The organism is Rhodococcus sp. 05-340-2 (assembly GCF_002258915.1).
In the GTDB taxonomy this organism is placed as follows: Bacteria; Actinomycetota; Actinomycetes; order Mycobacteriales; family Mycobacteriaceae; genus Rhodococcoides.
Genome location: NZ_NOYU01000017.1, coordinates 30998 through 53795, shown reverse-complemented (window position 1 = coordinate 53795; position 22798 = coordinate 30998). Strand labels below are relative to the sequence as shown.

18 protein-coding genes and 1 pseudogene are annotated in these 22798 nt (G+C 64.1%); 17 read left to right on the top strand and 2 right to left on the bottom strand.

Going from position 1 to position 22798, the window contains the following annotated elements; genetic code table 11:
• The first annotated feature begins 8 nt into the window (after positions 1 to 8).
• The 7 genes from CH271_RS09850 to CH271_RS09820 all read left to right on the top strand — a co-directional run bounded on the left by CH271_RS09850 (position 9) and on the right by CH271_RS09820 (position 7068).
• A complete protein-coding gene (locus CH271_RS09850; RefSeq protein ID WP_094633511.1) occupies positions 9 to 989 on the top strand; it encodes an ABC transporter ATP-binding protein in 981 nt (326 codons plus the stop codon).
• A gap of 274 nt (positions 990 to 1263) precedes the next feature.
• Positions 1264 to 1668: an SCP2 sterol-binding domain-containing protein gene (locus CH271_RS09845; RefSeq protein WP_037187153.1), complete on the top strand. Its 405-nt coding sequence runs from the start codon at positions 1264 to 1266 to the stop codon at positions 1666 to 1668.
• Complete coding sequence (locus tag CH271_RS09840) at positions 1665 to 2723, top strand: alcohol dehydrogenase catalytic domain-containing protein (protein WP_230596138.1); 1059 nt, start codon at positions 1665 to 1667, stop codon at positions 2721 to 2723. The genes CH271_RS09845 and CH271_RS09840 overlap by 4 nt, the downstream gene beginning before the upstream one ends.
• 4 nt (positions 2724 to 2727) lie before the next feature.
• On the top strand, positions 2728 to 4248 hold the full coding sequence (locus CH271_RS09835; RefSeq protein WP_037187155.1) for an aldehyde dehydrogenase family protein: 1521 nt from the start codon (positions 2728 to 2730) through the stop codon (positions 4246 to 4248).
• 21 nt (positions 4249 to 4269) lie between these two features.
• Positions 4270 to 5613 (top strand): cytochrome P450, encoded by a 1344-nt coding sequence (locus tag CH271_RS09830; protein ID WP_094633434.1) that lies wholly within the window; start codon positions 4270 to 4272, stop codon positions 5611 to 5613.
• A 2-nt stretch (positions 5614 to 5615) separates the two neighbouring features.
• Positions 5616 to 5834, top strand: a complete 219-nt coding sequence (locus CH271_RS09825) for a ferredoxin (RefSeq protein WP_094633433.1) — start codon at positions 5616 to 5618, stop codon at positions 5832 to 5834.
• Positions 5827 to 7068, top strand: coding sequence for an NAD(P)/FAD-dependent oxidoreductase (locus CH271_RS09820; RefSeq protein WP_094633432.1), 1242 nt, complete (start codon positions 5827 to 5829; stop codon positions 7066 to 7068). Before CH271_RS09825 ends, CH271_RS09820 begins: the two co-directional genes overlap by 8 nt.
• A gap of 4 nt (positions 7069 to 7072) precedes the next feature.
• Here the strand turns inward: CH271_RS09820 and CH271_RS09815 are convergent, their stop codons facing one another.
• A complete protein-coding gene (locus CH271_RS09815) occupies positions 7073 to 8209 on the bottom strand; it encodes a LuxR C-terminal-related transcriptional regulator (RefSeq protein ID WP_082323459.1) in 1137 nt (378 codons plus the stop codon).
• A 68-nt stretch (positions 8210 to 8277) separates the two neighbouring features.
• On the opposite strand from CH271_RS09815, the gene CH271_RS09810 reads away from it, so the two are divergent.
• On the top strand, positions 8278 to 9831 hold the full coding sequence (locus CH271_RS09810; RefSeq protein WP_094633510.1) for an acyl-CoA synthetase: 1554 nt from the start codon (positions 8278 to 8280) through the stop codon (positions 9829 to 9831).
• A 226-nt stretch (positions 9832 to 10057) separates the two neighbouring features.
• Entirely contained in the window at positions 10058 to 10894 is an 837-nt protein-coding gene (locus CH271_RS09805; protein ID WP_094633431.1) for an HAD family hydrolase, read from the top strand.
• A gap of 77 nt (positions 10895 to 10971) precedes the next feature.
• Here the strand turns inward: CH271_RS09805 and CH271_RS09800 are convergent, their stop codons facing one another.
• A complete protein-coding gene (locus tag CH271_RS09800) occupies positions 10972 to 13188 on the bottom strand; it encodes an N-acetylmuramoyl-L-alanine amidase (protein WP_094633430.1) in 2217 nt (738 codons plus the stop codon).
• A gap of 182 nt (positions 13189 to 13370) precedes the next feature.
• Here CH271_RS09800 and cobM point away from each other — a divergent pair, with 182 nt between their 5' ends.
• The 8 genes and pseudogenes from cobM (at position 13371) to CH271_RS09760 (ending at position 22549) form a co-directional block, all read left to right on the top strand.
• Complete coding sequence (cobM, locus tag CH271_RS09795) at positions 13371 to 14114, top strand: precorrin-4 C(11)-methyltransferase (RefSeq protein WP_037187168.1); 744 nt, start codon at positions 13371 to 13373, stop codon at positions 14112 to 14114.
• Positions 14111 to 14836: pseudogene (gene cobF / locus CH271_RS29260) on the top strand (precorrin-6A synthase (deacetylating)); the annotation flags it as partial. The gene cobM and the pseudogene cobF, both read left to right, overlap by 4 nt.
• A 90-nt stretch (positions 14837 to 14926) precedes the next feature.
• Complete coding sequence (glf, locus tag CH271_RS29255) at positions 14927 to 16156, top strand: UDP-galactopyranose mutase (protein WP_256986348.1); 1230 nt, start codon at positions 14927 to 14929, stop codon at positions 16154 to 16156.
• The gene (locus CH271_RS09785; RefSeq protein WP_094633428.1) at positions 16153 to 18060 is read left to right on the top strand and encodes a glycosyltransferase; all 1908 of its coding nucleotides are present in this window, start codon (positions 16153 to 16155) and stop codon (positions 18058 to 18060) included. The genes glf and CH271_RS09785 overlap by 4 nt, the downstream gene beginning before the upstream one ends.
• Positions 18038 to 18574 (top strand): phosphatase PAP2 family protein, encoded by a 537-nt coding sequence (locus CH271_RS09780; RefSeq protein ID WP_052047296.1) that lies wholly within the window; start codon positions 18038 to 18040, stop codon positions 18572 to 18574. The genes CH271_RS09785 and CH271_RS09780 overlap by 23 nt, the downstream gene beginning before the upstream one ends.
• A complete protein-coding gene (locus CH271_RS09775) occupies positions 18571 to 19476 on the top strand; it encodes a decaprenyl-phosphate phosphoribosyltransferase (RefSeq protein ID WP_037187181.1) in 906 nt (301 codons plus the stop codon). The genes CH271_RS09780 and CH271_RS09775 overlap by 4 nt, the downstream gene beginning before the upstream one ends.
• Positions 19454 to 21319, top strand: a complete 1866-nt coding sequence (gene zomB / locus CH271_RS09770; protein WP_094633427.1) for a flagellar motor control protein ZomB — start codon at positions 19454 to 19456, stop codon at positions 21317 to 21319. Before CH271_RS09775 ends, zomB begins: the two co-directional genes overlap by 23 nt.
• Before the next feature lie 219 nt (positions 21320 to 21538).
• Positions 21539 to 22549 carry an alpha/beta hydrolase gene (locus CH271_RS09760; RefSeq protein WP_170945858.1) on the top strand — a complete coding sequence of 337 codons (1011 nt, stop codon included), beginning with the start codon at positions 21539 to 21541 and terminating at the stop codon, positions 22547 to 22549.
• The last annotated feature ends 249 nt before the right edge of the window (positions 22550 to 22798 follow it).

Below are 22798 nucleotides of genomic sequence, written 5' to 3'. Positions count from 1 at the left end.
TGGAGCAGATGGGCGTTGAGGTCTCGGTCGAGGGATTGACCAAATCATTTGGTTCGCAGCGGATCTGGAGAGATGTGTCGTTGACGCTGCCGAAGGGTGAAGTCAGTGCTCTCCTCGGTCCGTCCGGTACCGGTAAGTCGGTCTTCCTGAAGTCTTTGATCGGTCTGCTGCGGCCCGAGCAGGGCAAGATCTTCATCGACGGAACCGACATCCTGCAGTGCTCCTCGCGTGAGCTCTACGAGATCCGCAAGCTGTTCGGTGTGCTGTTCCAGGACGGCGCACTGTTCGGCTCGATGAACCTCTACGACAATGTCGCGTTCCCGCTGCGCGAGCACACGAAGAAGTCCGAGTGCGACATCCGCAAGATCGTCATGGAGAAGTTGGAACTGACGGGTCTGCTCGGTGCCGAGGACAAGCTGCCCGGCGAGATCTCCGGCGGTATGCGCAAGCGCGCAGGCCTCGCCCGTGCTCTGGTTCTCGATCCCGAGATCATCCTCGTCGACGAGCCCGACTCCGGCCTCGATCCCGTTCGTACCACCTACATTTCGCAGACCCTGATCGACATCAACGCCGAGATCGACGCCACGATCCTGATCGTCTCGCACAACATCAACCTCGCTCGCACGGTGCCCGACAACATCGGCATGCTCTTCCGTCGCCAGCTGGTCATGTTCGGCCCGCGTGAGGTGCTGCTCACCAGTGACGAGCCGGTGGTCAAACAGTTCCTCAACGGAACGATGATCGGTCCGATCGGGATGTCGGAGGAGAAGGACGAGGCGCAGATGGCGCAGGAGCAGGCCATGGTCGACGCCGGGCACCACGCCGGTGGCGTCGACGACGTCGAGGGCATCGTCCCGCAGATGAAGGCCACTCCCGGTACTCCGGTGCGCCAGGCCGTCGGACGCAGGCAGGAACGCGTGCGCCAGATCATGCACACGCTGCCGCACAGTGCGCAGGTCGCCATCCAGGAGAGCTTCGACTACGTCTGATGCGGCGGCTGGGTACGGGTTGCCCTGTGCCCCTGTGGATTCGCTGCCATTCGGAGGCGAGGATCGTGGTTTCCCCGAAGTGCCGGAGTGTCGATCTCCGGAGTGTCGTCAGGATGAGGCCAATCAGGACCGCCGTGGAATGAGTTGTGTATCACACCCCCGAAGGGGGGGTAGAGATATCACTATCGAGAGTTACCCAGCTCACGTTTCGTTGGTTGTATGTCCTTACCGGCCAATCCGGCTGACGGTCACTTCTCGAGGAGTACACATTCCAATGGGCTTTTTCAAAGATGCAGCAGAACTCGATCAGTACATCGGTGGCGTTTTCCGTGACGCGGGCGAGCACCCCGAGTCGGGCCCGAAGCTCAAAGCAGCCAACATCGTGATGCGCGTGCAGTACGCAGATCCCGAGTGCGAGGTGACGATCGCGTTCCGCGAGGACTACCAGGTCATCGCCGGACCGACCGACCTCAAGCCCGACATCACACTGCTGATGCGCGGTGACACTGCAGACAAGTTCTGGCGCGGCGAGTACAACCTGGCTGTGGGCTTGGCGAAGGGCCAGGTCAAGGCCAAGGGGCCGACCAACAAGATCCTGAAGTTGGTTCCGCTCACCAAGCCGCTCTTTCCGATGTACCGCGACAAGATCGCTCCGAAGGACGCCGAGGTCACGGCGTGAGCGAGACGATGAAGGCCGCGGTCCTGCGGGCGCCGCACGTCGTCGAAATCGCCGACGTGCCCATTCCCCACATCTCCGAACCCACCGACATTCTGCTCCGAGTCGAGAAAACGGCCATCTGCGGAACCGACTTACATCCCTACGAGGGGAGGCTCGAACTCGAGGCCGACATCATCCTCGGTCACGAATTCCTCGGCACCGTAGTCGATGTCGGCAGCGCAGTCACTCAGTTCTCCGAGGGTGACCGGGCGGTCGCATCCTGCGTCGTCAGCTGCGGTTCCTGTTACCAGTGCCGACGACACCAGCCCGGCAACTGCGCCGGCAGCCGCATCTTCGGACTCGGTCTGGCTCTGGGAGACCTCGACGGTGGACAGGCCGAGTACGTGGTGGTCCCGTCTGCAGACCTCACTGCTCGTGCGATCCCGACGGGAAGCACTGTCGACGACGAGGACATCCTTTTCGCGGGCGACATCATGACCACGGGCCACGAAGCAGTCGCGCGCGCCATGCGGCCTGGAGACAGCGTTGCCGTCGTCGGTGCCGGACCCGTCGGCCTCTGCGCGGCGATGTCGGCCGTCGCGCTCGGCGCGTCACAGGTCATGGTCGTGGACAGAGTCGCCGCCCGCCTGAAGGAAGCCGAACGCTTCGGTGCGATAGGCATCGATGCCAGTGAAACCGACGCTACCGATGCGGTTTTGGATCTCACCGATTGGCGCGGCGCGGATGTCGTGGTCGACGCGGTAGGCCACCCGTCCGCACTTCTCGCGGCCATTCCGCTTCTGCGCGCAGGTGGTGTGCTGTCCATTCCGGGTGTCTACACCGAAGAATCGATGACAATTCCGTTCGCCGATCTGTATCTCAAAGGTGTGCGAATCGAAATGGGAGTCAGCCACATCACCGAATACATGGACGAAGTGATCGGGCTCATGGGCGCAGGCAAGCTGCATCCGAGCGCGATGATCTCGCACCGCATGGGTCTGTCCGAGGCCGCCGACGCCTACAAACTCTTCGAGGCTCGCGAAGCCATGAAGATCCTTCTCGATCCGACGAGGTGACACTATGACAAGCATTGACGTACAGCACTATCCGATGCTCATCGGTGGTGAGGCAGTCGACACCGACGATACGATGACCATCGTCGATCCGTCGGACGAGAGCGTCGTCGCAACCACAGCCAAGGGCGACGCCACCCACATCGATGCTGCTGTGGCGGCAGGCAAGGCTGCGTTTCGCAGTGGTGTGTGGGCGGGTAAGACGCCACAGGAACGCGCGTCGATCATGCGCGCGATTGCGGACGCGGCCAACGACCGCATCGAAGAACTCGTCGAGCTCGAGATGGCCGCGAACGGGGCAACCGTCCGGCAAGCAACCGGCTTCCACGTCGGATATGCGTTGGCGCACTTCACTTACTTCGCAGATCTCGCCGATACGTATGCCTTCGCACGTCCGGGCCCGATCTCGAGCTTCCCGACCCTCGCGCAGAGCGTCGTACACCGTGAGCCCATCGGAGTCGTCGGTGCGATCGCGCCGTGGAACTTCCCGCTGCTGCTGACGTTGTGGAAGGTCGGGCCCGCGTTGGCCGCCGGTAACTCCGTGGTCGTCAAGCCCGACGAGCACACACCACTGTCGATTCTCAAGTTCGCCGAGATCGCCGAGGCGAACGGTCTGCCCAAGGGAGTGCTCAACGTAGTGCCCGGAGATGGGCGAGATGCGGGCGCGCGCTTGGCATCTCACCCCGACATCGGCAAGATCGCATTCACCGGCTCCACAGCGGTCGGTCGCGAAATCATGAAGCTCGCGTCGGGAACCGTCAAAGAGGTCACGCTCGAGCTGGGCGGCAAAGGACCGTCGATCGTTCTCGACGATGCCGATCTGGACATGGCGGTGGACGGAGTTCTCTACGGCTGCTTCGTCTACTCCGGCCAGGTGTGCGAATCCGGTACCCGCGCACTCGTACCGCGCAGCCTGCACGACGAGTTCGTCGAGCGGTTGGTCGACCGCGCACGCACGATCGTGATGGGCGAGACCCGCGACTGGGATACCGACATGGGGCCCGTCATCGACGGGAAGCAGCAGGCTCGAATCCTGCAGTACGTCGGCGAAGCAGTGCAGTCGGGTGCAACCGTGGTCACCGGCGGCGGTAAGCCCCAAGGGGATACGTTCGAGCGCGGCTTCTGGATCGAGCCGACCATCGTGACGAACGTGGACAACTCCATGGCGATCGCGCGCGAGGAAGTATTCGGCCCGGTCCTCGTCGTCATTGCGTACGACGATGACGACGACGCAGTCTCGATCGCGAACGACAGTGACTACGGCCTCGCTGCCAGCGTCTGGACGACCGACAACTCTCGCGGACTGGCTGTCGCTGCCCGCGTCGAGGCCGGCAGCGTGTGGATCAACGACGCTCACCAGATCAACGCCGAAGCACCGTTCGGCGGCTACAAGCAAAGTGGCGTCGGCCGCGAACTCGGCCCCGACGCGCTCGACGAATACACCCAAGCGAAGACCGTGCACCTCGATCTGTCCGGTGGACGTGAGAACAAGCCCTACGACATTCTGCTCAGCCATGCAGACGACTGATTGCGACCTCAGGAAGACACTATGACTACAACCAGTTTCGATGACGGTCCTGAACTCCGCTTCGACGACGATGACGACAACGAACCCGAAATCCCCAGGAACGACGTCGCTGCGACGCGGCAGTTCCACGAGATCGACGTGTGGAGCGACGACTTCTGGGGTGAGGACGCTCCACAGCGCGAGACCGTGTTCCGCCGATTGCGGGAGAGTGCGCCCGTCACCTGGCAGCGGCCGATCGAGACATCGGTCGTTCCCGATCCCCACGACCCTGGATTCTGGGCCGTGGTCAAGCACGAGCACATCGCCGAGATCAGCCACAACCCGGATGTTTTCGTGTCCGGTTACGGCGTCATGTTCGACTTGCTGCCCGCCATGTTCCTCGAGATGGCCATGTCCTTCCTCGCTATGGACAATCCGCAGCACGACAAGATCCGCAAGCTCGTCAGCGTGTCCTTCACCCCGAAGCAGATCAAGAAGATCGATGACGACATAGCCATGCGTGCGCGTCGAATCGTCTCCGCCGTCGCCGATCGGGAAGAGATCGACTTCGTGGCCGATATTTCCAAGCATCTGCCGATCGAGATGTTCGGCGACATGTTCGGAATTCCGGAGGACCGCCGGGCCGAGGTCGGTCACGCGGCGGACGAGATCGTCGCGTGGGCCGATCCGGAGTTGCTGGCCGGGCGCGATCCGATCGCGGTGCAGAGCGACGCCGCAATGGCCATCCACGCGCTGGCCGAGGAATTGATTGCCGAGCGTAAGCGCGAACCGCAGAACGACCTGCTCACCAACCTGGTTCAGGCCGAGGTCGACGGCGAGTCGCTCACCGATTTCGAGATCGGTGCCGTCATGACGTTGATGGCGGTCGCCGCAACGGATACCACGCGCCACACGTCCAGTTTCGCGGTGAAGGCATTGACGGATTTTCCCGAGCAGCGTGCCTGGCTGTGGCAGGATTTCGACGCTCGGATCAACAGCTCGATCGAGGAATTCCTCCGCTGGGGTTCGGTGGTGGTGACGTTCCGTCGAACTGCCGTCAGTGAATACCAGTTGGGCGGACAGACCATTCTGCCGGGCGACAAGGTGGTCATGATGTACGGGTCCGGAAACTGGGACCGTGAGATATTCACCGACCCCGACAAGTTCGATCTGAACCGCAGCCCGAACCCGCACGTGACGTTCGGCGGTGGTGGCGTTCACTTCTGCCTGGGCAATCAGTTGGCCAAGTCGATGATGCGATCACTCTTTCGTGAACTGCACCGTCAGATGCCCAATTTCATTGCAGGCGAGCCGAAATTGATGCGAACGAACTTCATGCGTGGAGTCGTCAGCATGCCCTTCTACCCCAACACAGGAGTCGAGTAGTCATGTCCGGAGCATGCCGAGTGGTAGTCGATATGGGCAAATGCTCGGGTCTTGGAATCTGCGAAGCCGAAGCTCCCGATTTCTTCGAGATCGGAGCAGATGGCCAGCTGATGGTCCTGAGCTACGAGGTCTCGCCCGAACGTCGCGCGGAGGTCGAAGTAGCGGCACGAGCATGCCCGACGCAGGCGATCGTCGTCGAAGAGGTCGGCGGCGATGCGTAACCGGGGACTCGTTGTCGTCGGCGCGGGACTCGCAGGTGTGGCTGCCTGCGAGTCCGCTCGCCGCGAGGGCTTCTCCGGGCCGATCACCTTGATCGGCGCGGAATCTCATCTGCCCTACGACCGGCCTCCTCTGTCGAAAGAACTTCTCGTCGGCGAGGCGTCCCCTGCCGTTCCGCTGTTGCGCGAGCGCGGCAGGTTCACCGAGCTCGACATCGACGTGATGACCGATGCGCCTGCCGTCGGCCTGGACACCCGCGCGCGTGTGGTCGGGACCGGGAAGGGTGATGTGCCGTATCAGCATCTGGTGATTGCGTGTGGTGCGAGGTCGAGAGAGCTGCCCGGAACTTCCGGTATCTCTGGAATACACACCCTACGAACGCATTCCGATGTCGAAGCGGTATGGAAGCGTCTGCAGTCTCCCGTTCGGGTGGTAGTGATCGGTGCCGGCTTCATCGGTGCGGAGGTGGCGTCGGCGGCCCGCAACTACGGCCATCCGGTGACGATCGTCGAGGCCGCACCGGCCCCTCTGACTCGCTCGCTCGGAGCGGAGGGCGGCGCATTGGTGACCGAACTCCACGCGGCGAACGGTACCGAACTCGTCCTCGGTGTCGGCGTCGAGTCGATGATCACCGATTCGACAGGAACCACCGTCGCCGGCGTGAAGCTGACAGACGGACGTGTGGTGGACGGTGACCTTGTGGTGGTCGGAATCGGCGCGGCTCCGTCCACGGAGTGGTTGTCCGATACCGACATCGGCCTCGACGCTCGGGACGGGGGGATCGAGTGCGATGCCACGTTGGCCGTGTTGTCCAGTGCTGGACTACCGGTCGATGGGGTCTGGGCAGCGGGTGACGTTGCGCACTGGCCGAATGCACTGTTCGACAAGAGGATGCGCCTCGAACACTGGGCAAGTGCGTCCGAGCAGGGTGCGGCCGCCGCCCGCAATGCGGTGTCGGGTAACTCTCCGATGCCATTCACCACGGTCCCGTATTTCTGGTCGGATTGGTACGGAACGCGGATCCAGTTCGTCGGTACGTCGCAGGCCGACGAATTGCTGGTGCAACAGCGGCGCGACAAGACCGGCGGCACCGTGGTGCTCTATCGATCGGGCGGGCGCGTCGCCGGAGTTCTCACCATCGGCCGCCCCGACTTGATCATGAAGTACCGGCGGTTCGTCACTGCACCTGACTCGTGGGTATCAGGGGTGAATTACGGTGCAGATCAATGTCGTTGAAGGATCATGTGGGTGTGAATTCGTTGAACCACACTGCAACGGCCTCGGATCGGTTGGCGACCTGAAGCTTTCGCAAGACATGCTTCACATGCTGCTTGACCGTCCCCTCGGCGATCACCAGTTCACGGGCAATTGCGCTGTTGGTGCTACCCCGTGCCATCAACGCGAGAACCTCGTGCTCACGCTGAGTGAGCGGCACGCGACTTGCAGGCGCTGTCCGGTCGGGCCGAGCAGATCGGCCCGGCTCGGCAGCGGGGGCCGGCTGGGCGTCGTCGGACGTGCGGCGCACGGACACGTGGTGAACGGTGTCGGTGCTGTAATCGAGCATCGAGCGCATCGAGTCGAGTGTGCCTTTGACCGAAAGGACTTCTTCGGCGAGCTTTGCCCTGCCCAGAGCCAGTCGGAAGCTCTGGGCAAAACCGATGAGCAGTTGGCAGTCGTCGGCATCGACATCGATGGACTGGCGATATTTGTCGGCGTGCAGCAATCCGACGACGCGACCGTCGGAGATGATCGGGGCGGCGACGTAGGAACGCGACTTGGACGCGTCGGCGATGGGCCGGTTCACCCGACCGTCGGACTGCACATCGGTCACCAACAGCCCCTCACGTCTACGGACGATTTCGGTTTCGAGGATGTCCGGACCGAGCTTCTGCGGCATTTCCTGACCGACTTTGTTGATCTCGGTTGCCCACTCTGCACTGTCGGGGATGTACACGGCCTCCGAGGTCCACAGACCGTTCTCCACTCGGGAGATGATGGCGCGGTCGAATCCGAGGTCGCAGATCAAACGCGGTGCAGCGGTGATCAAGTCGTCGGTCACACACGGCAGCAATTCGAGAGCTTCGACGACGCTGGACAAGCGCTCTGTCGATGTTCGCATGGTCAGTCGTTGCAGCAACTGCTGATCGACGACTCTGAGTCGAGCGAGAGCGGCCCGCAACTCGGGCGGGAGGTTGTCGCTGCCTGCTTCGAGCGCATCGGCGATGTCGGCCCAGGCGTCCTGCGCGAGGACATCGATCTGCGAATCGGAGCGAACGCGATCTGTGGACGAGACGCCGGCCTCTCGGTCGAGGCTGTCCAGGATCGGACGAATATTCGCCGTCGAGCGGGCGCTCGACGGTACCGCCTTACGGACCATGTGATGCACGGCATAAAGCGTACCGGCTTGTTAGCTAGATCATACAATTCCCAGTCAAGGAGATCATGATGTATCCCGGAATTCATGCCAGCTCTGCTCCCGATCGACCTGCGGTGATAGTGGCGGGAACCAACGACGTTCTGACGTATTCGCAGCTCGAGAATCGTTCGGTCAAGTTGTCGAATGCGCTGCGCGACAGGGGTTTACAGTTGGGCGATGTGGTGGCATTGCTGTCCACGAACAGTACCGAGATGTTCGTCGTCTATTGGGCGTGCCTGCGTAGTGGTCTCTATCTGACACCGGTCAACACTCATCTGTCGTCCAGCGAGATCGCGTATATCGTCGACGACTGCGGTGCCAAGGCGTTGGTTGTCTCCGACGATCTCGCAGGTGTGGCCGATGTTGCCCGCCAGGCCAGCCGTGGCGTCGGCATCGCGCTCGCGTACGGCGGAGAATCGGTCCCGGGTTTCGAGGACTACGAAAGGTTCCTACACACCGGTTCGGACGTCGCACCTGCAGAACAGCCCCGTGGTGCCGACATGCTCTACAGCTCGGGTACGACGGGTCGACCCAAGGGCGTGAAGCCACCGCTGCCTGCACGGCAGGTCGGAGACGTGGGAGATCCCTACGTGGCAGTGTTCGGCGGCACCTACAAGATGAGTGCCGACACCGTCTACTTCTCGCCGGCACCGCTTTATCACGCCGCACCGCTGCGTTTCGGCATGATCACGCACAGTTTGGGTGGCACCGTCATCACCGCGGAGCATTTCGACGCAGAAGAGAGCATGCGCATCATCGATCGCTACCGCGTCACACACAGTCAGTGGGTGCCGACACACTTCGTGCGGATGCTTCGACTGCCGCAGAGGGTGCGCGACTCGTACGACGTGAGCAGTCTGCAGTACGCCGTGCATGCCGCCGCTCCGTGCCCCACGGAAGTCAAGAGTCGAATGATGGAGTGGTTCGGGCCCATACTGCACGAGTACTACTCGTCCACCGAGGCCAACGGCATCACCATGGTCGACCCGGCGGAATGGAGCGAAAAGCACGGCACGGTCGGCAGAGCCAAATTGGGTGTGATCCGGGTCTGCGGCGACGACGGAGCCGAGCTTCCGGCAGGAGAGTCGGGAGTGGTGTACTTCGAGCGCGACGCCCGTCCGTTCGAGTACCACAACGACCCGGAGAAGACCGTGGAAGCGCAGCATCGCGATCATCCGAACTGGACGACGTGTGGTGACATCGGCTACCTGGACGAAGATGGGTTCCTCTTTCTCAACGATCGCAAGGCGTTCACCATCATTTCCGGCGGAGTCAACATCTACCCTCAGGAAATCGAGAACTGCCTTGCACTCCACCCCGAGGTCGAGGACGTTGCCGTGATCGGGGTTCCCGACGACGAGTTCGGCGAGCGAGTGTTGGCCGCGGTCCAGCTCGTCGTCGGTGTCGCGGGTGACGAGGATATGACTCGACGGCTGCAGGAATTCGTCCGCCAACACCTGGCTGGATACAAGGTTCCGCGGGACGTTCGGTTCGTCGAGACGGTGCCGCGCACGCCTACCGGCAAGCTCGTCAAGGGTCCCCTGCGCGATCGTTTCGCAGAGGAATCCCGCCTGACACCGTGACCGTGAACCGGGGAAGCCGAGAGCCCGAGTCACGTGGGTGTAGGGGCGATCGACGCATCGACCTCGACATCCTGGAACGGGAATCGGCTTCCCCGGTGAAGAATTCGTCGTCGAGACGTGCCACCGGTCGCGGAGGAAATCGGATCCCACGGTTCACGGATGTCCGCTGCCGTTTCTTCCACGTCGAAAACAGGGCACCTCGACACTAGGGCAGAATGACGTCACGATGACCAACGCGCCGAACACCACCCGCCTCGCCCCCCGACTCGTCGCAAGCGACGTCGACGGCACCCTGCTCGACCAGCACGAGCGTGTCACCGAACGCACCAAGCGTGCCATTTCGGCCGTCGTGGCCGACGGCGTCCCGTTCGTGCTGTCCACCGGTCGACCGCCGCGGTGGATCCACCCCGTCGTCGATCAGCTGGGATACGCGCCGATGTCGGTGTGCGCCAACGGTGCGGTCATCTACGACGCCGCCAACGATCGCGTGCTCAGCGCCGAGACGCTGTCGGTCGAGACGCTGCAGTGGTTGGCCGACGTCGCGTATCGCGCGCTCCCGGGCTGCGGACTCGCCGCCGAGCGAGTGGGGCAGACGGCACACGACTCGGCCACGCCGCAGTTCGTCAGCTCGCCGGGATACGAGCACGCCTGGCTGAACCCGGACAACGTCGAGATGACCGAGGACGACGTGGTCGACGTTCCGGCCGTCAAGCTGCTGATCCGGCTCTCGGGATCCACCAGCGGACACATGGCCGACATCCTGTCACCGCTGATCTCCGGTCGAGCCGACCTGACGTTCTCCACCGACAACGGACTGATCGAGCTGTCGGCACCGGGCATCACCAAGGCGTCGGGCCTGGCCAAGGTCGCCGAGACATTGTCGGTGGATGTCGAGGACATCGTGGCCTTCGGCGACATGCCCAACGACGTGCCGATGCTGTCGATGGTGGGACTGGGCGTCGCGATGGGCAACGCGCATCCCGCTGCCGTCGCTGCAGCGAACGAAGTGACCGTCACCAACGCAGAAGACGGAGTGGCGCAGGTTCTCGAACGCTGGTGGTGACGCGTCGGTCCAGGGGCGTTTCGAACACGAGAAGGGCCGAGTCACCACGGTGACTCGGCCCTTCTGGCTGGTCGATCTCAGCCCGCGGGTGCGGGCTCCGGTGCGGGAGCAGGCTCGGGCACGGGAGCCGGCTCCACCGGTGCTGCGACGGGGTTCTGCATTTCCGCGTTGTAGGTGTCGTTGTACGTCTTGATCACCGTGGTGACGATTCCGGTGACCTCGTTGAAGATGAGCGAACCGTTCTCGAAGTCGGTCCGGAAGCCCTCCGGCACCCTGAACTCGTCGGTGAGCGGCAGACCGAGGACGCCGTCGACGCCACCCTGCTGCGCGTACTGCTGGAAGATCTTACCGATGACGGCCACGGCCTGGCCGGCCATGTTGGTGATGATCTCGCCGTTGGCGAACTGCGCCTTCTCACGGCCGCCGCTCACCTGCACCAGACCGCTCACCGGTACGCCGAGTGACCCGGTTTCGGCCCCCGAGGCCAACCATTTCTGTGCAACCGGGCTGGTCGACGCCAGTCGCTGCAACTCCGCGACCAGGGCCGGGATGTTCTCTCCCAGAGTGGAACTGGCATCGGTGCCCGGCCGCGACGGTGTCGCGTCGGTCACTGCGGTGTCGGGAGCGGGGTCGGTCGCGTCGGGCGAGGCCGGAGTGGCATCTCCGCCGCCGAGGTTGGCCGCCGCGATGTCGCGGATCTCCCCGAGCCGTGCGTATCCGGAGTCACCCGGGCATTCGGTGTTGCCGACGTCGCGGTGACCGAAGATCACCGGCAGGTCGACGCTCTTGCCCTTGCCGACGAACGTGAAATCCGTTCCCTCCGAGGTCATCGTGGTGGTGCCCTCGGGATCGAGACCGGCCTTGCCGAGTCGCCATCCGAGGAACTTGCCGACCGAATCGATGGTCTCCTGCGAGGGATCCTCGCTGGAGTAGTCGCCCATCATGGCGATGCCCATCGTGTTCTCGTTGAATCCGCCTGCGTGTGCGCCCTGAACCGGCTTGTCGAGTCCACCGGCGCGACCTTCGAAGATCTGACCGTACTTGTCGACGAGGACGTTGTAGCCGATGTCGCACCAACCGAGCGTCTGCGCGTGGTACGCGTAGATGGCTCGGACGATCTCGGCCGATTCGGACTTGGAGTAGTCGTTGCTGCCTGCGGTGTGGTGCACGGTGGCACCACCGAGGAAGTCGTCGATCGTCGGTGTGGCGCAACGGATCGACTCGTCGGCACCCCACTGCGCGCGGGTGATGACCTTCGGGCCTGCGTCACCGGCGACGGGAGTGGCGATGTCGCTCAATGCCGAGTCGACCGGCGACGTGCCGGGCGTGATGAGCACGGCGCTGATGTCACTGACCGCAGCAGCCAACTGCTCGGCCGTGCCTTCCGGCGCGGCTTCGGGCTGGGCGGGATCTGCTGCAGGCGCTTCGACTGCAGGTGCCGGGGCCGCGGGATCGACCGGGGCCGGATCCTGTTGGCGCAGTGGCTTGCTCGACGATGCCGGGGTGTAGCCCAGTGGCTGTTCCGCAGCGGCGGGGGCCTCGGCAGGCGCGTCGGCAGCAGGCAGCTCGACGACCGGAACCTCGGGAACCGGTGCAGTCGCGAAGCTTTCGGGAGCTGCACTGCTCGTCAGTGGCGTCAGCAGAACCTGCACTGCGTTGGTCAGTCCGACGAAGATCGGTTCGGTGCCCTGCTTGGCAGGGGCGGGAGCAGCGTCGTCGGCCGTGCTGTCCACCGGAGCGGTCTGCAGCCACGGGCCCCAGGATCCGTCCTCGAGCTGGCGGCGAACCTGAGCGGTCGCACCGTCGAGCTGCTCGGAGGTCAGGGCGACCATGCTGAACGGGGTGTCCTGCTTGATCTCCTTGACGGCGGCACCGAGCGGCGGGCCGGTCGGATCGGCAGCCTCGGGGTTCACCGGTGCCGACGCGTCCACCCGGGGAACGGGTGCCTGCGCGGTCGCGTTGCTCGGCGCGGGCGTGGTGAGACCCGGGATGTCGGGAATCTCGATCGGCGGGATCACGATGGAATCCGGCAGCGGCAGGTACTTCAGATCGGAGAGCCGAAGATCTGGCAACGGCAGTCCGGTGAGCTCCTGCAGCGGGATCACGATGTCCGGTGCAGCGCTCAGCGCGGTCTCGACGATCTTGGTCGGCACAGTGACGGGGGTTGTCTCGTTGGCCGGTCGAACTCCGGTGGTCGTGCTGTCGGTGAGGCCTGCGACCGCAAAGGGGGTCGCGACGGCCAGCAGTGCGACAGCACCGAGAACGATCGACGGCTTCGTTCGACGGTTCGGCAAGGCGGTACTCCCTGGTTGTTGGTAGGTACGCGTCGTAGGATCTCCAATTGCTGAACAACATGAATCACATCAGCAACATGAGTCCCATCAGACACAAGGCTAAACCTTAGCTTGACAGTTAGCCACAGCCGGGAAGTTCCAGTGGCGCGGCGCGTCGGGCGCGTCGCATACGCTTTTCAGCTGTGACTGTGCACTTCATCGGAGCCGGACCCGGGGCTGCAGACCTGCTCACGCTGCGGGCCGTCGAGTTTCTGCGGTCGAGCCCGGTCTGCGTCTACGCCGGTACCTACATCGACGACGCCATCCTCGAACATTGCTCTGCAGGCACCCGACTGGTCGACACCGCGAAACTCGACCTGGACGCCATCACGGAAGAGCTGGTCGCCGCCCACGAGCGTGGGGAGGACGTCGCTCGTCTGTGTTCGGGGGATCCGTCCCTCTACTCCGCGCTGGCGGAGATGTCCGCTCGACTCGACGCCGCAGGCGTGCCCTGGGACGTCACCCCCGGCGTTCCGGCCTACGCGGCCGCAGCCGCCGCACTGGGCGTCGAGCTGACGGTTCCCGAGGTGACGCAGTCGGTGGTGCTCACCCGCGCGCAGGCCCGCTCGACGGCGATGCCCGATACCGAGGCGCTGAAGAACTTCGCCGCCACCCGGGCAACGCTTGCGCTGCACCTGGCGATCACCCGCACCCGCATCATCGCCGACGAACTGACGGAGTTCTACGGTCCGGAGTGCCCCGCCACGGTCGTATTCCACGCCAGCAAGCCGGACGAGCTGATTCTGCGCGGCACCCTGGCAGACATCGCAGATCAGGTCGAGGCCGCCGACCTGCGACAGGCGGCGGTGATTCTGGTCGGTCCCGCCCTGGCGCGACGCGTCGTCACCGAATCCCACCTGTACGACGCCTGCCGGGACCGCTCGTGAGGATCCATCTGATCGGCATCGGCGGTGGGCACCCGGATCAGGTGACCGTGCAGGCCATCGAGAAACTCCGGGCCGTCGACGTGTTCATCGTGGCCGACAAGGGCGCGTCCGTCGGCGATCTCGGAGCGGCCAGGCAGGGCATTCTCGAGCGCCACCACGGTGGCAGCTACCGGGTGATCGAGGTACCCGACCCGCCACGCGACCGGTCGCCCCGGCAGTACGAGACCGCGGTCCTCGACTGGCACGACGCCCGCGCCCGCGCCTACGCCGATGTGCTCGACGGCCTCGCCGAAGGCACGGTCGTCGGATTCCTCGTCTGGGGAGACCCCGCGTTGTACGACAGCACGATCCGCGTCGCCGAGCGGCTGGCCGCGTTGCGCGACGACATCGAGTTCGATGTCACACCCGGTATCTCCAGTGTGTCGATGCTGGCGGCGAGTCACCGACTCGTGCTCAATCGCATCGGCGGACCGATCGTCATCACCACCGGCAGGAACTTGGCGGGCGACGTCGCTGCCGGCCTCGACAACCTGGTGGTGATGCTCGACGGCAACCTGGCCTGCAGCGCGCTGACCGGCGCAGGGTGGGGCATCCACTGGGGTGCCAACCTGGGGACGGCGGACGAGAAGCTGGTGGCGGGTCCACTCGACGACGTGTTGAGCGAGATCCGCCGCGCCCGCGAGGAGGTCAAGTCCCGGCACGGCTGGGTGATGGACACCTACCTGCTTCGACGTCCGACCGAATACATCGGGCCCGCCGCTGGACGCCTGGCGGGGGAGAGCGGTCACGATCGTCGGATACCCTGGTTGCCCGTGACTGCTGTAAGCCCCGAGACCACCTCTTCCGACGCCTCCGTGACCGGCCGATACGACCTCATCGTCGTCGGATCCGGGTTCTTCGGACTGACCGTGGCGGAGCGGGCGGCGTCCCAGTTGGGCAAGCGTGTCCTCGTGCTGGATCGGCGGCACCACCTGGGCGGCAACGCGTATTCCGAGGCCGAGCCCGAAACGGGTATCGAGATCCACAAGTACGGCGCGCATCTGTTCCACACCTCGAACAAGCGGGTCTGGGAGTACGTCAACCAGTTCACCGACTTCACCGGCTACCAGCACCGTGTCTTCGCGCTGCACAAGGGTCAGTCGTATCAGTTCCCGATGGGCCTCGGCCTGATCTCGCAGTTCTTCGGCAAGTACTTCTCGCCTGCCGAGGCGCGGGCTCTCATCGAAGAGCAGTCCAGTGAGTTCGACTCGAAGGACGCGCAGAACTTCGAGGAGAAGGCGATCTCACTGATCGGGCGTCCGCTGTACGAGGCGTTCATCAAGGACTACACCGCCAAGCAGTGGCAGACCGATCCGAAGAATCTGCCCGCGGGCAACATCACCCGGTTGCCGGTGCGGTACACCTTCGACAACCGCTACTTCAACGACACCTACGAGGGACTGCCGGTCGACGGCTACACCGCGTGGCTCGAGAAGATGGCAGCCGACGAGAAGATCGAGGTCCGGTTGAACAAGGACTGGTTCGACGTCAAGGCCGAGCTCGTGGCCGAGAGCCCCGACGCTCCCATCGTCTACACCGGCCCACTGGACCGCTACTTCGACTACTCCGAGGGCGAACTAGGTTGGCGCACAATCGACTTCGAGACCGAAGTGCTGCCGACCGGTGACTTCCAGGGCACCCCGGTGATGAACTACAACGACGGCGACGTGCCGTTCATTCGGATCCACGAGTTCCGTCATTTCCACCCCGAGCGCCAGTACCCGACCGACAAGACGGTCATCATGCGCGAGTTCTCCCGCTTCGCCAAGAGCGGTGACGAGCCGTACTACCCGATCAACACTCCGGACGACCGGAGCAAGCTCGAGGCCTACCGCGACCGCGCCAAGGCCGAAGCGGCCTCCAACGGAGTGCTGTTCGGTGGACGCCTCGGCACCTACCAGTACCTGGACATGCACATGGCCATCGCGAGCGCACTGAACATGTACGAGAACACCCTGGTTCCGCACTTCGAGACCGGCGCACCCCTGGCGGGCGACAAGTGACCGCCAAGCACCTGCTCGAGGACGGGGCTGCGGACGTCGCCCCGATTCTCGGAAAGTCGTTGCTGCAGCGGGTGCTGCTGCCGCGCTCGGGTGAACCGCTCGACGTGCGCACGCTGTACCTCGAAGAGGCGCTCACCAACGCCAAACGCGCACACTCGCTCTCGCGGACCTCGGTCACGATCGGCTCCGAGTCCGAGGTGTCGTTCTGCACCTACTTCAACGCGTTCCCGGCGAGCTACTGGCGGCGCTACAGCGTCCTGAAGTCCGTGGTGCTGCGCGTCGAGGTCTCCGGACACTGCCGGATCGACGTCTACCGGTCCAAGGCCGACGCGTCGCGCATTCACGTCGAGGGCCGCGAGGCGGTGGACGGCGATGCAGCGCAGGAGTTTCTGATCGACCTCGGTCCGTTCGAGGACGGCGGCTGGATCTGGTTCGACATCACCTCCGACTCCGAGGTGGTGCTCGAGAGCGCGGGCTGGTATGCGCCGATCGAGGCTCCGGGCGAGGCCACCGTCGCGGTCGGTATCCCTACCTTCAATCGCCCGACCGACGCCGTCAAAGCCCTTGTGGCCCTTGGCTCGGATCCGTTGGTTCTCGACGTGATCGAGGCCGTCATCATGCCCGATCAGGGCTCCCGCAAGGCCAAGGACGAGCCCGGATTCGACGAGGCCGCAGCGGCACTCGGCGGCCGACTCGCCATCCACGATCAGGCCAACCTCGGCGGATCCGGCGGATACAGCCGCATCATGTACGAGGCACTGAACAACACCTCGTGCCAACACATCCTGTTCATGGACGACGACATCGAGATCGAGCCCGATTCGATCCTGCGGGCGCTGGCCATGTCTCGGTTCGCCAAGGTCCCCACGCTGGTCGGTGGCCAGATGCTCAACCTGCAGGCGCGCAGTCACCTGCACGTCATGGGCGAAGTGATCGACCGCAGCAACTTCATGTGGACCGGCGCGCAGAACGTCGAATACGACCACGACTTCTCCGAGGACCCACTGCGCACCAGCAAACTGCTGCACCGCCGCATCGACGTCGACTACAACGGCTGGTGGATGTGCATGATTCCGCGCGTCGTCGCCGAAGAACTCGGGCAGCCGCTGCCCCTGTTCATCAAGTGGGACGACGCCGAATACGGCTTGCGCGCACGGGAAGCCGGCTACCCGACGGTGACACTGCCGGGCGCGGCCATCTGGCACATGGCGTGGAGCGACAAGGACGACGCCATCGACTGGCAGGCGTACTTCCATCTGCGCAACCGCCTCGTGGTGGCATCGCTGCACATGCCGGGCGACGGCAAGGGCCTGGTGCTCGACACGATCAAGGCCACGGTCAAGCACCTGCTGTGCCTCGAATACTCGACGGTCGCCATTCAGAACCTCGCGATCCGCGATTTCCTGGCGGGCCCCGAGCACATCCTCGAGATCCTGCCCACCGCGCTGCCGACCGTGCACGCACTGCGCAAGGAATTTCCCGACGCGGTCGTCGTCGGCAGTTCCACCGAGCTGCCGCTCGCGTCCGGTGAGGAAGTCGGAGCCGTCGGCCTGCCGACCAACCCGATCTCCAAGGTCCGCCGTCTGGCAAAAGGCTTGCTGCACAACGCAAAGCCCGCGCACACCCAGCACCACGAGCGTCCGCAGCTCAACGTCCCTACTCTCGACGCGCGCTGGTTCCTGCTCTCTCAGGTCGACGGCGTCACCGTCACCACCGCCGACGGTCGTGGCGTCGTCTACCGCAAGCGGGATCGCCAGCAGGCCGCGGCGTTGCTCAAGGAAGCCCTGTCGCTGCGCAAGCAGTTGGCAGCCGAATTCCCCGCCCTCAAGGCTCGGTACCGCGATGCCGTGCCGCACCTGACCAGTAAGGAAACGTGGGAACGTGTCTTTCGTTACCAGGCGTAAGGGCCAGACCGAGGCCCCGACGGAAGTCAGGATCCTCGAGAAGGTGCAGAGCACCGTCGGCAGTGCCCCCGGCGCGATCACCGTCGCCCGTGGCATGTCGCACTTCGGCGAACACGCACTCGGCTGGGTCGCGATCGCCGGTATCGGAGCCGCACTGGACAAGCCGCGTCGGCGTCAGTGGGCCTCGGTGGCCGTCGGGGCAGTCGGCTCCCACGCCGCGTCGATCGTCATCAAGCGCATCGTGCGCAGGCCACGCCCGCACGATCCGGCCGTGCGCATCAACGTCTCGACGCCCAGCAAGCTGAGCTTCCCGTCCTCGCATGCGACATCCACCACAGCCGCCGCGGTTCTCCTCGGCCGGGTGACCGGGCTACCGTTACCGGCGGTCCTCGTCCCACCCATGCTGCTCTCGCGCTTGGTGCTCGGAGTCCACTACCCCACCGACGTGCTGGCAGGATCGGCACTCGGCGCGTTGACGGCTGCGGCCGTCGTGAAGTTCGAAGGAGACAAATGAGCGAGGATGCCGCACCCGTAGGCGCACCGCCGAAGAACCTGGCGGACGGCATCGTCAAGGCGCTTCGTCCGCGTCAGTGGGTCAAGAACGTTCTGGTGCTGGCTGCGCCGCTGGCGGCCGGGTCGGTCACCGATCGCGACGTGCTGCTGTCCGTTGCGCTGGCGTTCGTCGTGTTCTGCTTCGCCGCCTCCGGGGTCTACCTGGTCAACGACGCCATGGACGTCGAAGCCGACCGCGCGCACCCCACCAAGCGCTTCCGGCCGATCGCCGCGGGCGTGCTGCCCGTCAACATCGCCTACGCGATGGCGGTGGTGTCCCTCGGACTCGCCATCGGCCTCTCGTTCATCGCGAACTGGAAGCTGGCGCTGGTCATCGGCGTCTACATCGTCATCCAGCTGGCGTACTGCTTCGGTCTCAAGCACCAGGCCGTGCTCGATATCTGCATCGTCTCCTCGGGCTTCCTGCTCCGCGCGATCGCCGGTGGAGTTGCTGCGTCGATCCCGCTGTCGCAGTGGTTCCTGCTGATCATGGCGTTCGGCTCGCTGTTCATGGCGGCCGGTAAGCGCTACGCGGAGCTGCAGCTCGCCGAACGCACCGGAGCGAAGATTCGCAAATCGCTCGAGAACTACACCACCACGTACCTGCGATTCGTCTGGACACTGTCCGCGACTGCCGTCGTCATCTGTTACGGCCTGTGGGCGTTCCAGGAAGACGCCGGGACGGGTGCCAACTGGTTCGCCATCTCGATGATTCCGTTTACTATCGCAATCCTGCGATATGCAGTGGATGTCGATGGCGGCGAGGCAGGCGAACCCGAAGAGATCGCGTTGGGAGACAGGGTTCTGCAGCTACTCGCCATAGCGTGGATCGGAGTGGTTGGTGTCGCTGTCTACCTCGCCTGACCAGCGAGACGCGCGAGAAGAGAACTCCGCTCGGGCACCGATCACCCGGCCCGTCTTCTGGATCGGGACCGTGGTCACCGGGGCGTTGTTCCTCTGGGGTGCGTGGGAGCGCCGCTGGATCGCCGACGACGGCCTGATCGTTCTCCGAACCGTCCGTAACCTGCTGGCAGGTAACGGACCGGTGTTCAATGCGGGCGAACGGGTGGAGACCAACACCAGCACCATCTGGACCTACCTCGTCTATGCGGGCAGTTGGCTGAGCGAGGGCAGGCTCGAGTACGTCGTTCTGACGATCGCACTGGTTCTGTCCACGGCGGCCGTCGTCATCGCGATGATCGGCACGTTCGCGCTGCGCGGCCGCACCGCGACGAAAACTCTGTTCCTGCCTGCCGGTGTACTGGTCTACATCGCGGTTCCGCCCGCCCGCGACTTCGCGACGTCCGGCCTCGAGACCTGCCTGGTCATCTTCTGGTTGGCGATGCTGTGGCTGCTGATGGTTCGGTGGGGTCAGCGCCGCGCCGGTGGCGTCGAGCTGCTGCTGCTGGCCTTCTTCGCCGGGCTCGGCCCGCTGGTGCGTCCGGAACTGTCCATCGTGGCGGTGCTGGCGCTGGCGATGATCTTCCTGGCCCCGCAGAGTTGGTTGTCCAGGCTCCGAGTCTTCGTTTTCGCCGGAGCAGTGCCGGTGTTCTATCAGATCTGGCGCATGGGCTACTACGGCCTGCCGTACCCCAACACCGCCGTCTCGAAGGATGCAGGCGGAGCCAAGTGGTCGCAGGGTTTCGAGTACCTGTCCAACCTCGTGGGCCCCTACCTGCTGTGGCTGCCGCTCGTACTGCTCGTCGTCGGTGCCGTTCTGTCGGCCTCCCGAGTGCGGTTGTCCCTGCCCCGCACCGTCGGCGGCTGGCTCGCCGCACTACGGACGCCGACCGCCGTGGTCGTCTTCGTATTGATCAGTGGACTTCTGCTGGCTTTGTACGCGATTCGCGTCGGCGGCGATTTCATGCACGGTCGAACATTGTTGCCGGCATTGTTCACGCTTTTGTTGCCCATTTCGGTGCTGCCGGTTGCCCTCCCCGAACGCTGGTCTGCAGACCGCGCCACTGCGGTTTTCGCCGCCGATCTTTTCGTCTGGGGTGGCATCGTCGTCTGGGCCGTGGTGGCTGCCAATACGACGGGTATGCCGCAGGGCTCGATCGTCGGCCGGAGCGGCATCGTCGACGAGCGAGCGTTCTACTCGCTCAACACCGGGCACGCTCATCCGATCCTGGCCTCGGACTACCTCGACTACCCGCGGATGCGAGGGATGGTCGAGGCGATCGAGGACACTCCCGACGGCGGCCTGTTGTTGCCGTCGGCGCAGTTCACGTACTGGGATGTCGTGCCACCACCGCTGCCCATCCCCGAGGGTGGGTTCGGTCACACCGTCTTCTTCCTGAACCTCGGAATGACCAGCATGAACGTCGGCCTCGACGTGCGGGTGATCGACCAGATGGGGCTGGCCTACCCGTTGGCGTCACACACCGAGCGGCTCGAGAACGGTCGGATCGGGCACGACAAGAACCTGTATCCGGACTGGGTGGTGGCCGATCTCGGGCTCGTCGCCGTCCATCCGTACCTGCCCTGGTACATGGACGAGGACTGGGTCACCGAGGCTCAGGTGGCACTGACCTGCCCCGACACCCAGGAGCTGCTGACCTCGTATCGGGCTCCGTTGACGAAGGAATTGTTCGTCCGGAATTTCAAGCGTTCGCTCTTCTACGCCGGATATCGGTTCGATCGGGTGCCGAAGTACGAAATACAACGATGTGATCTTCCGGCCCCGATATTGAAGGCAGACAATTAGGTGTCCGAACACGAAAGGGTCACCGGGTTGCGCCGAATTGGTCTCGACGCCAAGATGAGCTATCTCGATCATGTAACGGGGGTCGTCCTTCGCGCGATAAGTGCGGAGGATGTGTATGCGTCCGACCTGTGTGGTCGGACGACAGACATGGTGAACTTGCGAGATCAAGCGTTGATTGCGTAACCGATGTGACGACGAAGCAGCTGAGAGGTCGAGTGCATGCTGGGTAGAAGGAAGAGCCGGTCCGAGGACAAGCGAGGTGGGTCCTGGGGACGCCGCGCCGCCACGTCCATGCTGATGGCAGTGGTCCTACCACTGGGATTGGCTGTAGCCGGTGGTGGCGCAACTGCCAATGCGGCCTTCGACGGCAATGCCATCGACGTATGGACGGACTCGAGCATGGGTCCGATCAAGAGCCGCGTCTGGCGCGCCGCGGACGGTAACACCAACCGTGTCGTCTACCTGCTCGACGGGCTGCGGGCCACCAACGACATCTCCGGCTGGGAGCACGAGACCGACGCCGGTGCAGTGTTGGCCTCCTGGAACATCAACGTCGTCGAGCCGGTCGGCGGACAGTCGAGCTTCTACTCCGACTGGTACGCACCCTCGAACTTCAACGGGCAGCAGACCACCTACAAGTGGGAAACCTTCCTGACCCAGAACCTGCGTGAGAACCTGCGTGCGAACTGGGGCTTCAACCCGAACCGCAACGGTGTCATCGGCATCTCGATGGGTGGCTCGGCTGCTCTGACGCTCGCCGCGTACCACCCGGACCAGTTCAGCTACGCAGGCTCGCTGTCCGGCTACCTGAACATCTCCGCTCCCGGCATGCGTGAAGCGATGCGTCTGGCCCTGCTCGACTCCGGCCGCTACAACATCGACGCGATGTGGGGACCGCCGTGGGATCCGGCGTGGCTGCGCAACGACCCGTTCGTCTTCGCACCTCGCCTGCGTGACAACGGAACGCGCGTGTGGGTCTTCGCAGGCAGCGGTCTGCCCGGCGGACTCGATCGCCCGCAGAGCTTCATCGACTACTACAACACCGCCAACGGCATGGGCCTCGAGGCCATCGCGCTGGCGAACAGTCGTGCGTTCCAGATCCGCATGGCCAGCATCGGTGCCAACAACGTCACGTATGCGTTCCCGGCCGTCGGTACCCACCAGTGGGGTTACTGGGGCGAGCAGATCCGCATCATGGCACCGGACCTGAGCGCCAACATCGGTAACTGACCCGGTCAACGGTCATTTCGGTTGTTTCGCCCGTTTTTCGGCCTTTCGTGAAACTTCACGACTTTTCAGGGCTGTTCAGCGGGGACCGGGCAGGATAGTCTCCTGTTTCAGGGAAACGTCGAGGTGAAACTGGGACGCTGATCACAGTTTTGCCTTGGAACCGCTCGATGGAATAACCTCCATCGAGCGGTTCGCCTGTTTTCACAGCAGAACCTCAGATTTTTCGGGACCACGTCGTCCTTCGGCCTC

Excerpts from the sequence above, each read along its gene's own strand:
- CH271_RS09805 (WP_094633431.1), top strand. The coding sequence starts at position 10,058 with ATGACCAACGCGCCGAACACCACCCGCCTCGCCCCCCGACTCGTCGCA.
- CH271_RS09820 (WP_094633432.1), top strand. The coding sequence starts at position 5,827 with ATGCGTAACCGGGGACTCGTTGTCGTCGGCGCGGGACTCGCAGGTGTG.
- CH271_RS09815 (WP_082323459.1), bottom strand. The coding sequence starts at position 8,209 with ATGGTCCGTAAGGCGGTACCGTCGAGCGCCCGCTCGACGGCGAATATT.
- CH271_RS09760 (WP_170945858.1), top strand. The coding sequence starts at position 21,539 with ATGCTGGGTAGAAGGAAGAGCCGGTCCGAGGACAAGCGAGGTGGGTCC.
- CH271_RS09845 (WP_037187153.1), top strand. The coding sequence starts at position 1,264 with ATGGGCTTTTTCAAAGATGCAGCAGAACTCGATCAGTACATCGGTGGC.
- CH271_RS09775 (WP_037187181.1), top strand. The coding sequence starts at position 18,571 with ATGAGCGAGGATGCCGCACCCGTAGGCGCACCGCCGAAGAACCTGGCG.
- CH271_RS09830 (WP_094633434.1), top strand. The coding sequence starts at position 4,270 with ATGACTACAACCAGTTTCGATGACGGTCCTGAACTCCGCTTCGACGAC.
- CH271_RS09810 (WP_094633510.1), top strand. The coding sequence starts at position 8,278 with ATGTATCCCGGAATTCATGCCAGCTCTGCTCCCGATCGACCTGCGGTG.
- CH271_RS09825 (WP_094633433.1), top strand. The coding sequence starts at position 5,616 with ATGTCCGGAGCATGCCGAGTGGTAGTCGATATGGGCAAATGCTCGGGT.
- CH271_RS09850 (WP_094633511.1), top strand. The coding sequence starts at position 9 with ATGGGCGTTGAGGTCTCGGTCGAGGGATTGACCAAATCATTTGGTTCG.
- CH271_RS09835 (WP_037187155.1), top strand. The coding sequence starts at position 2,728 with ATGACAAGCATTGACGTACAGCACTATCCGATGCTCATCGGTGGTGAG.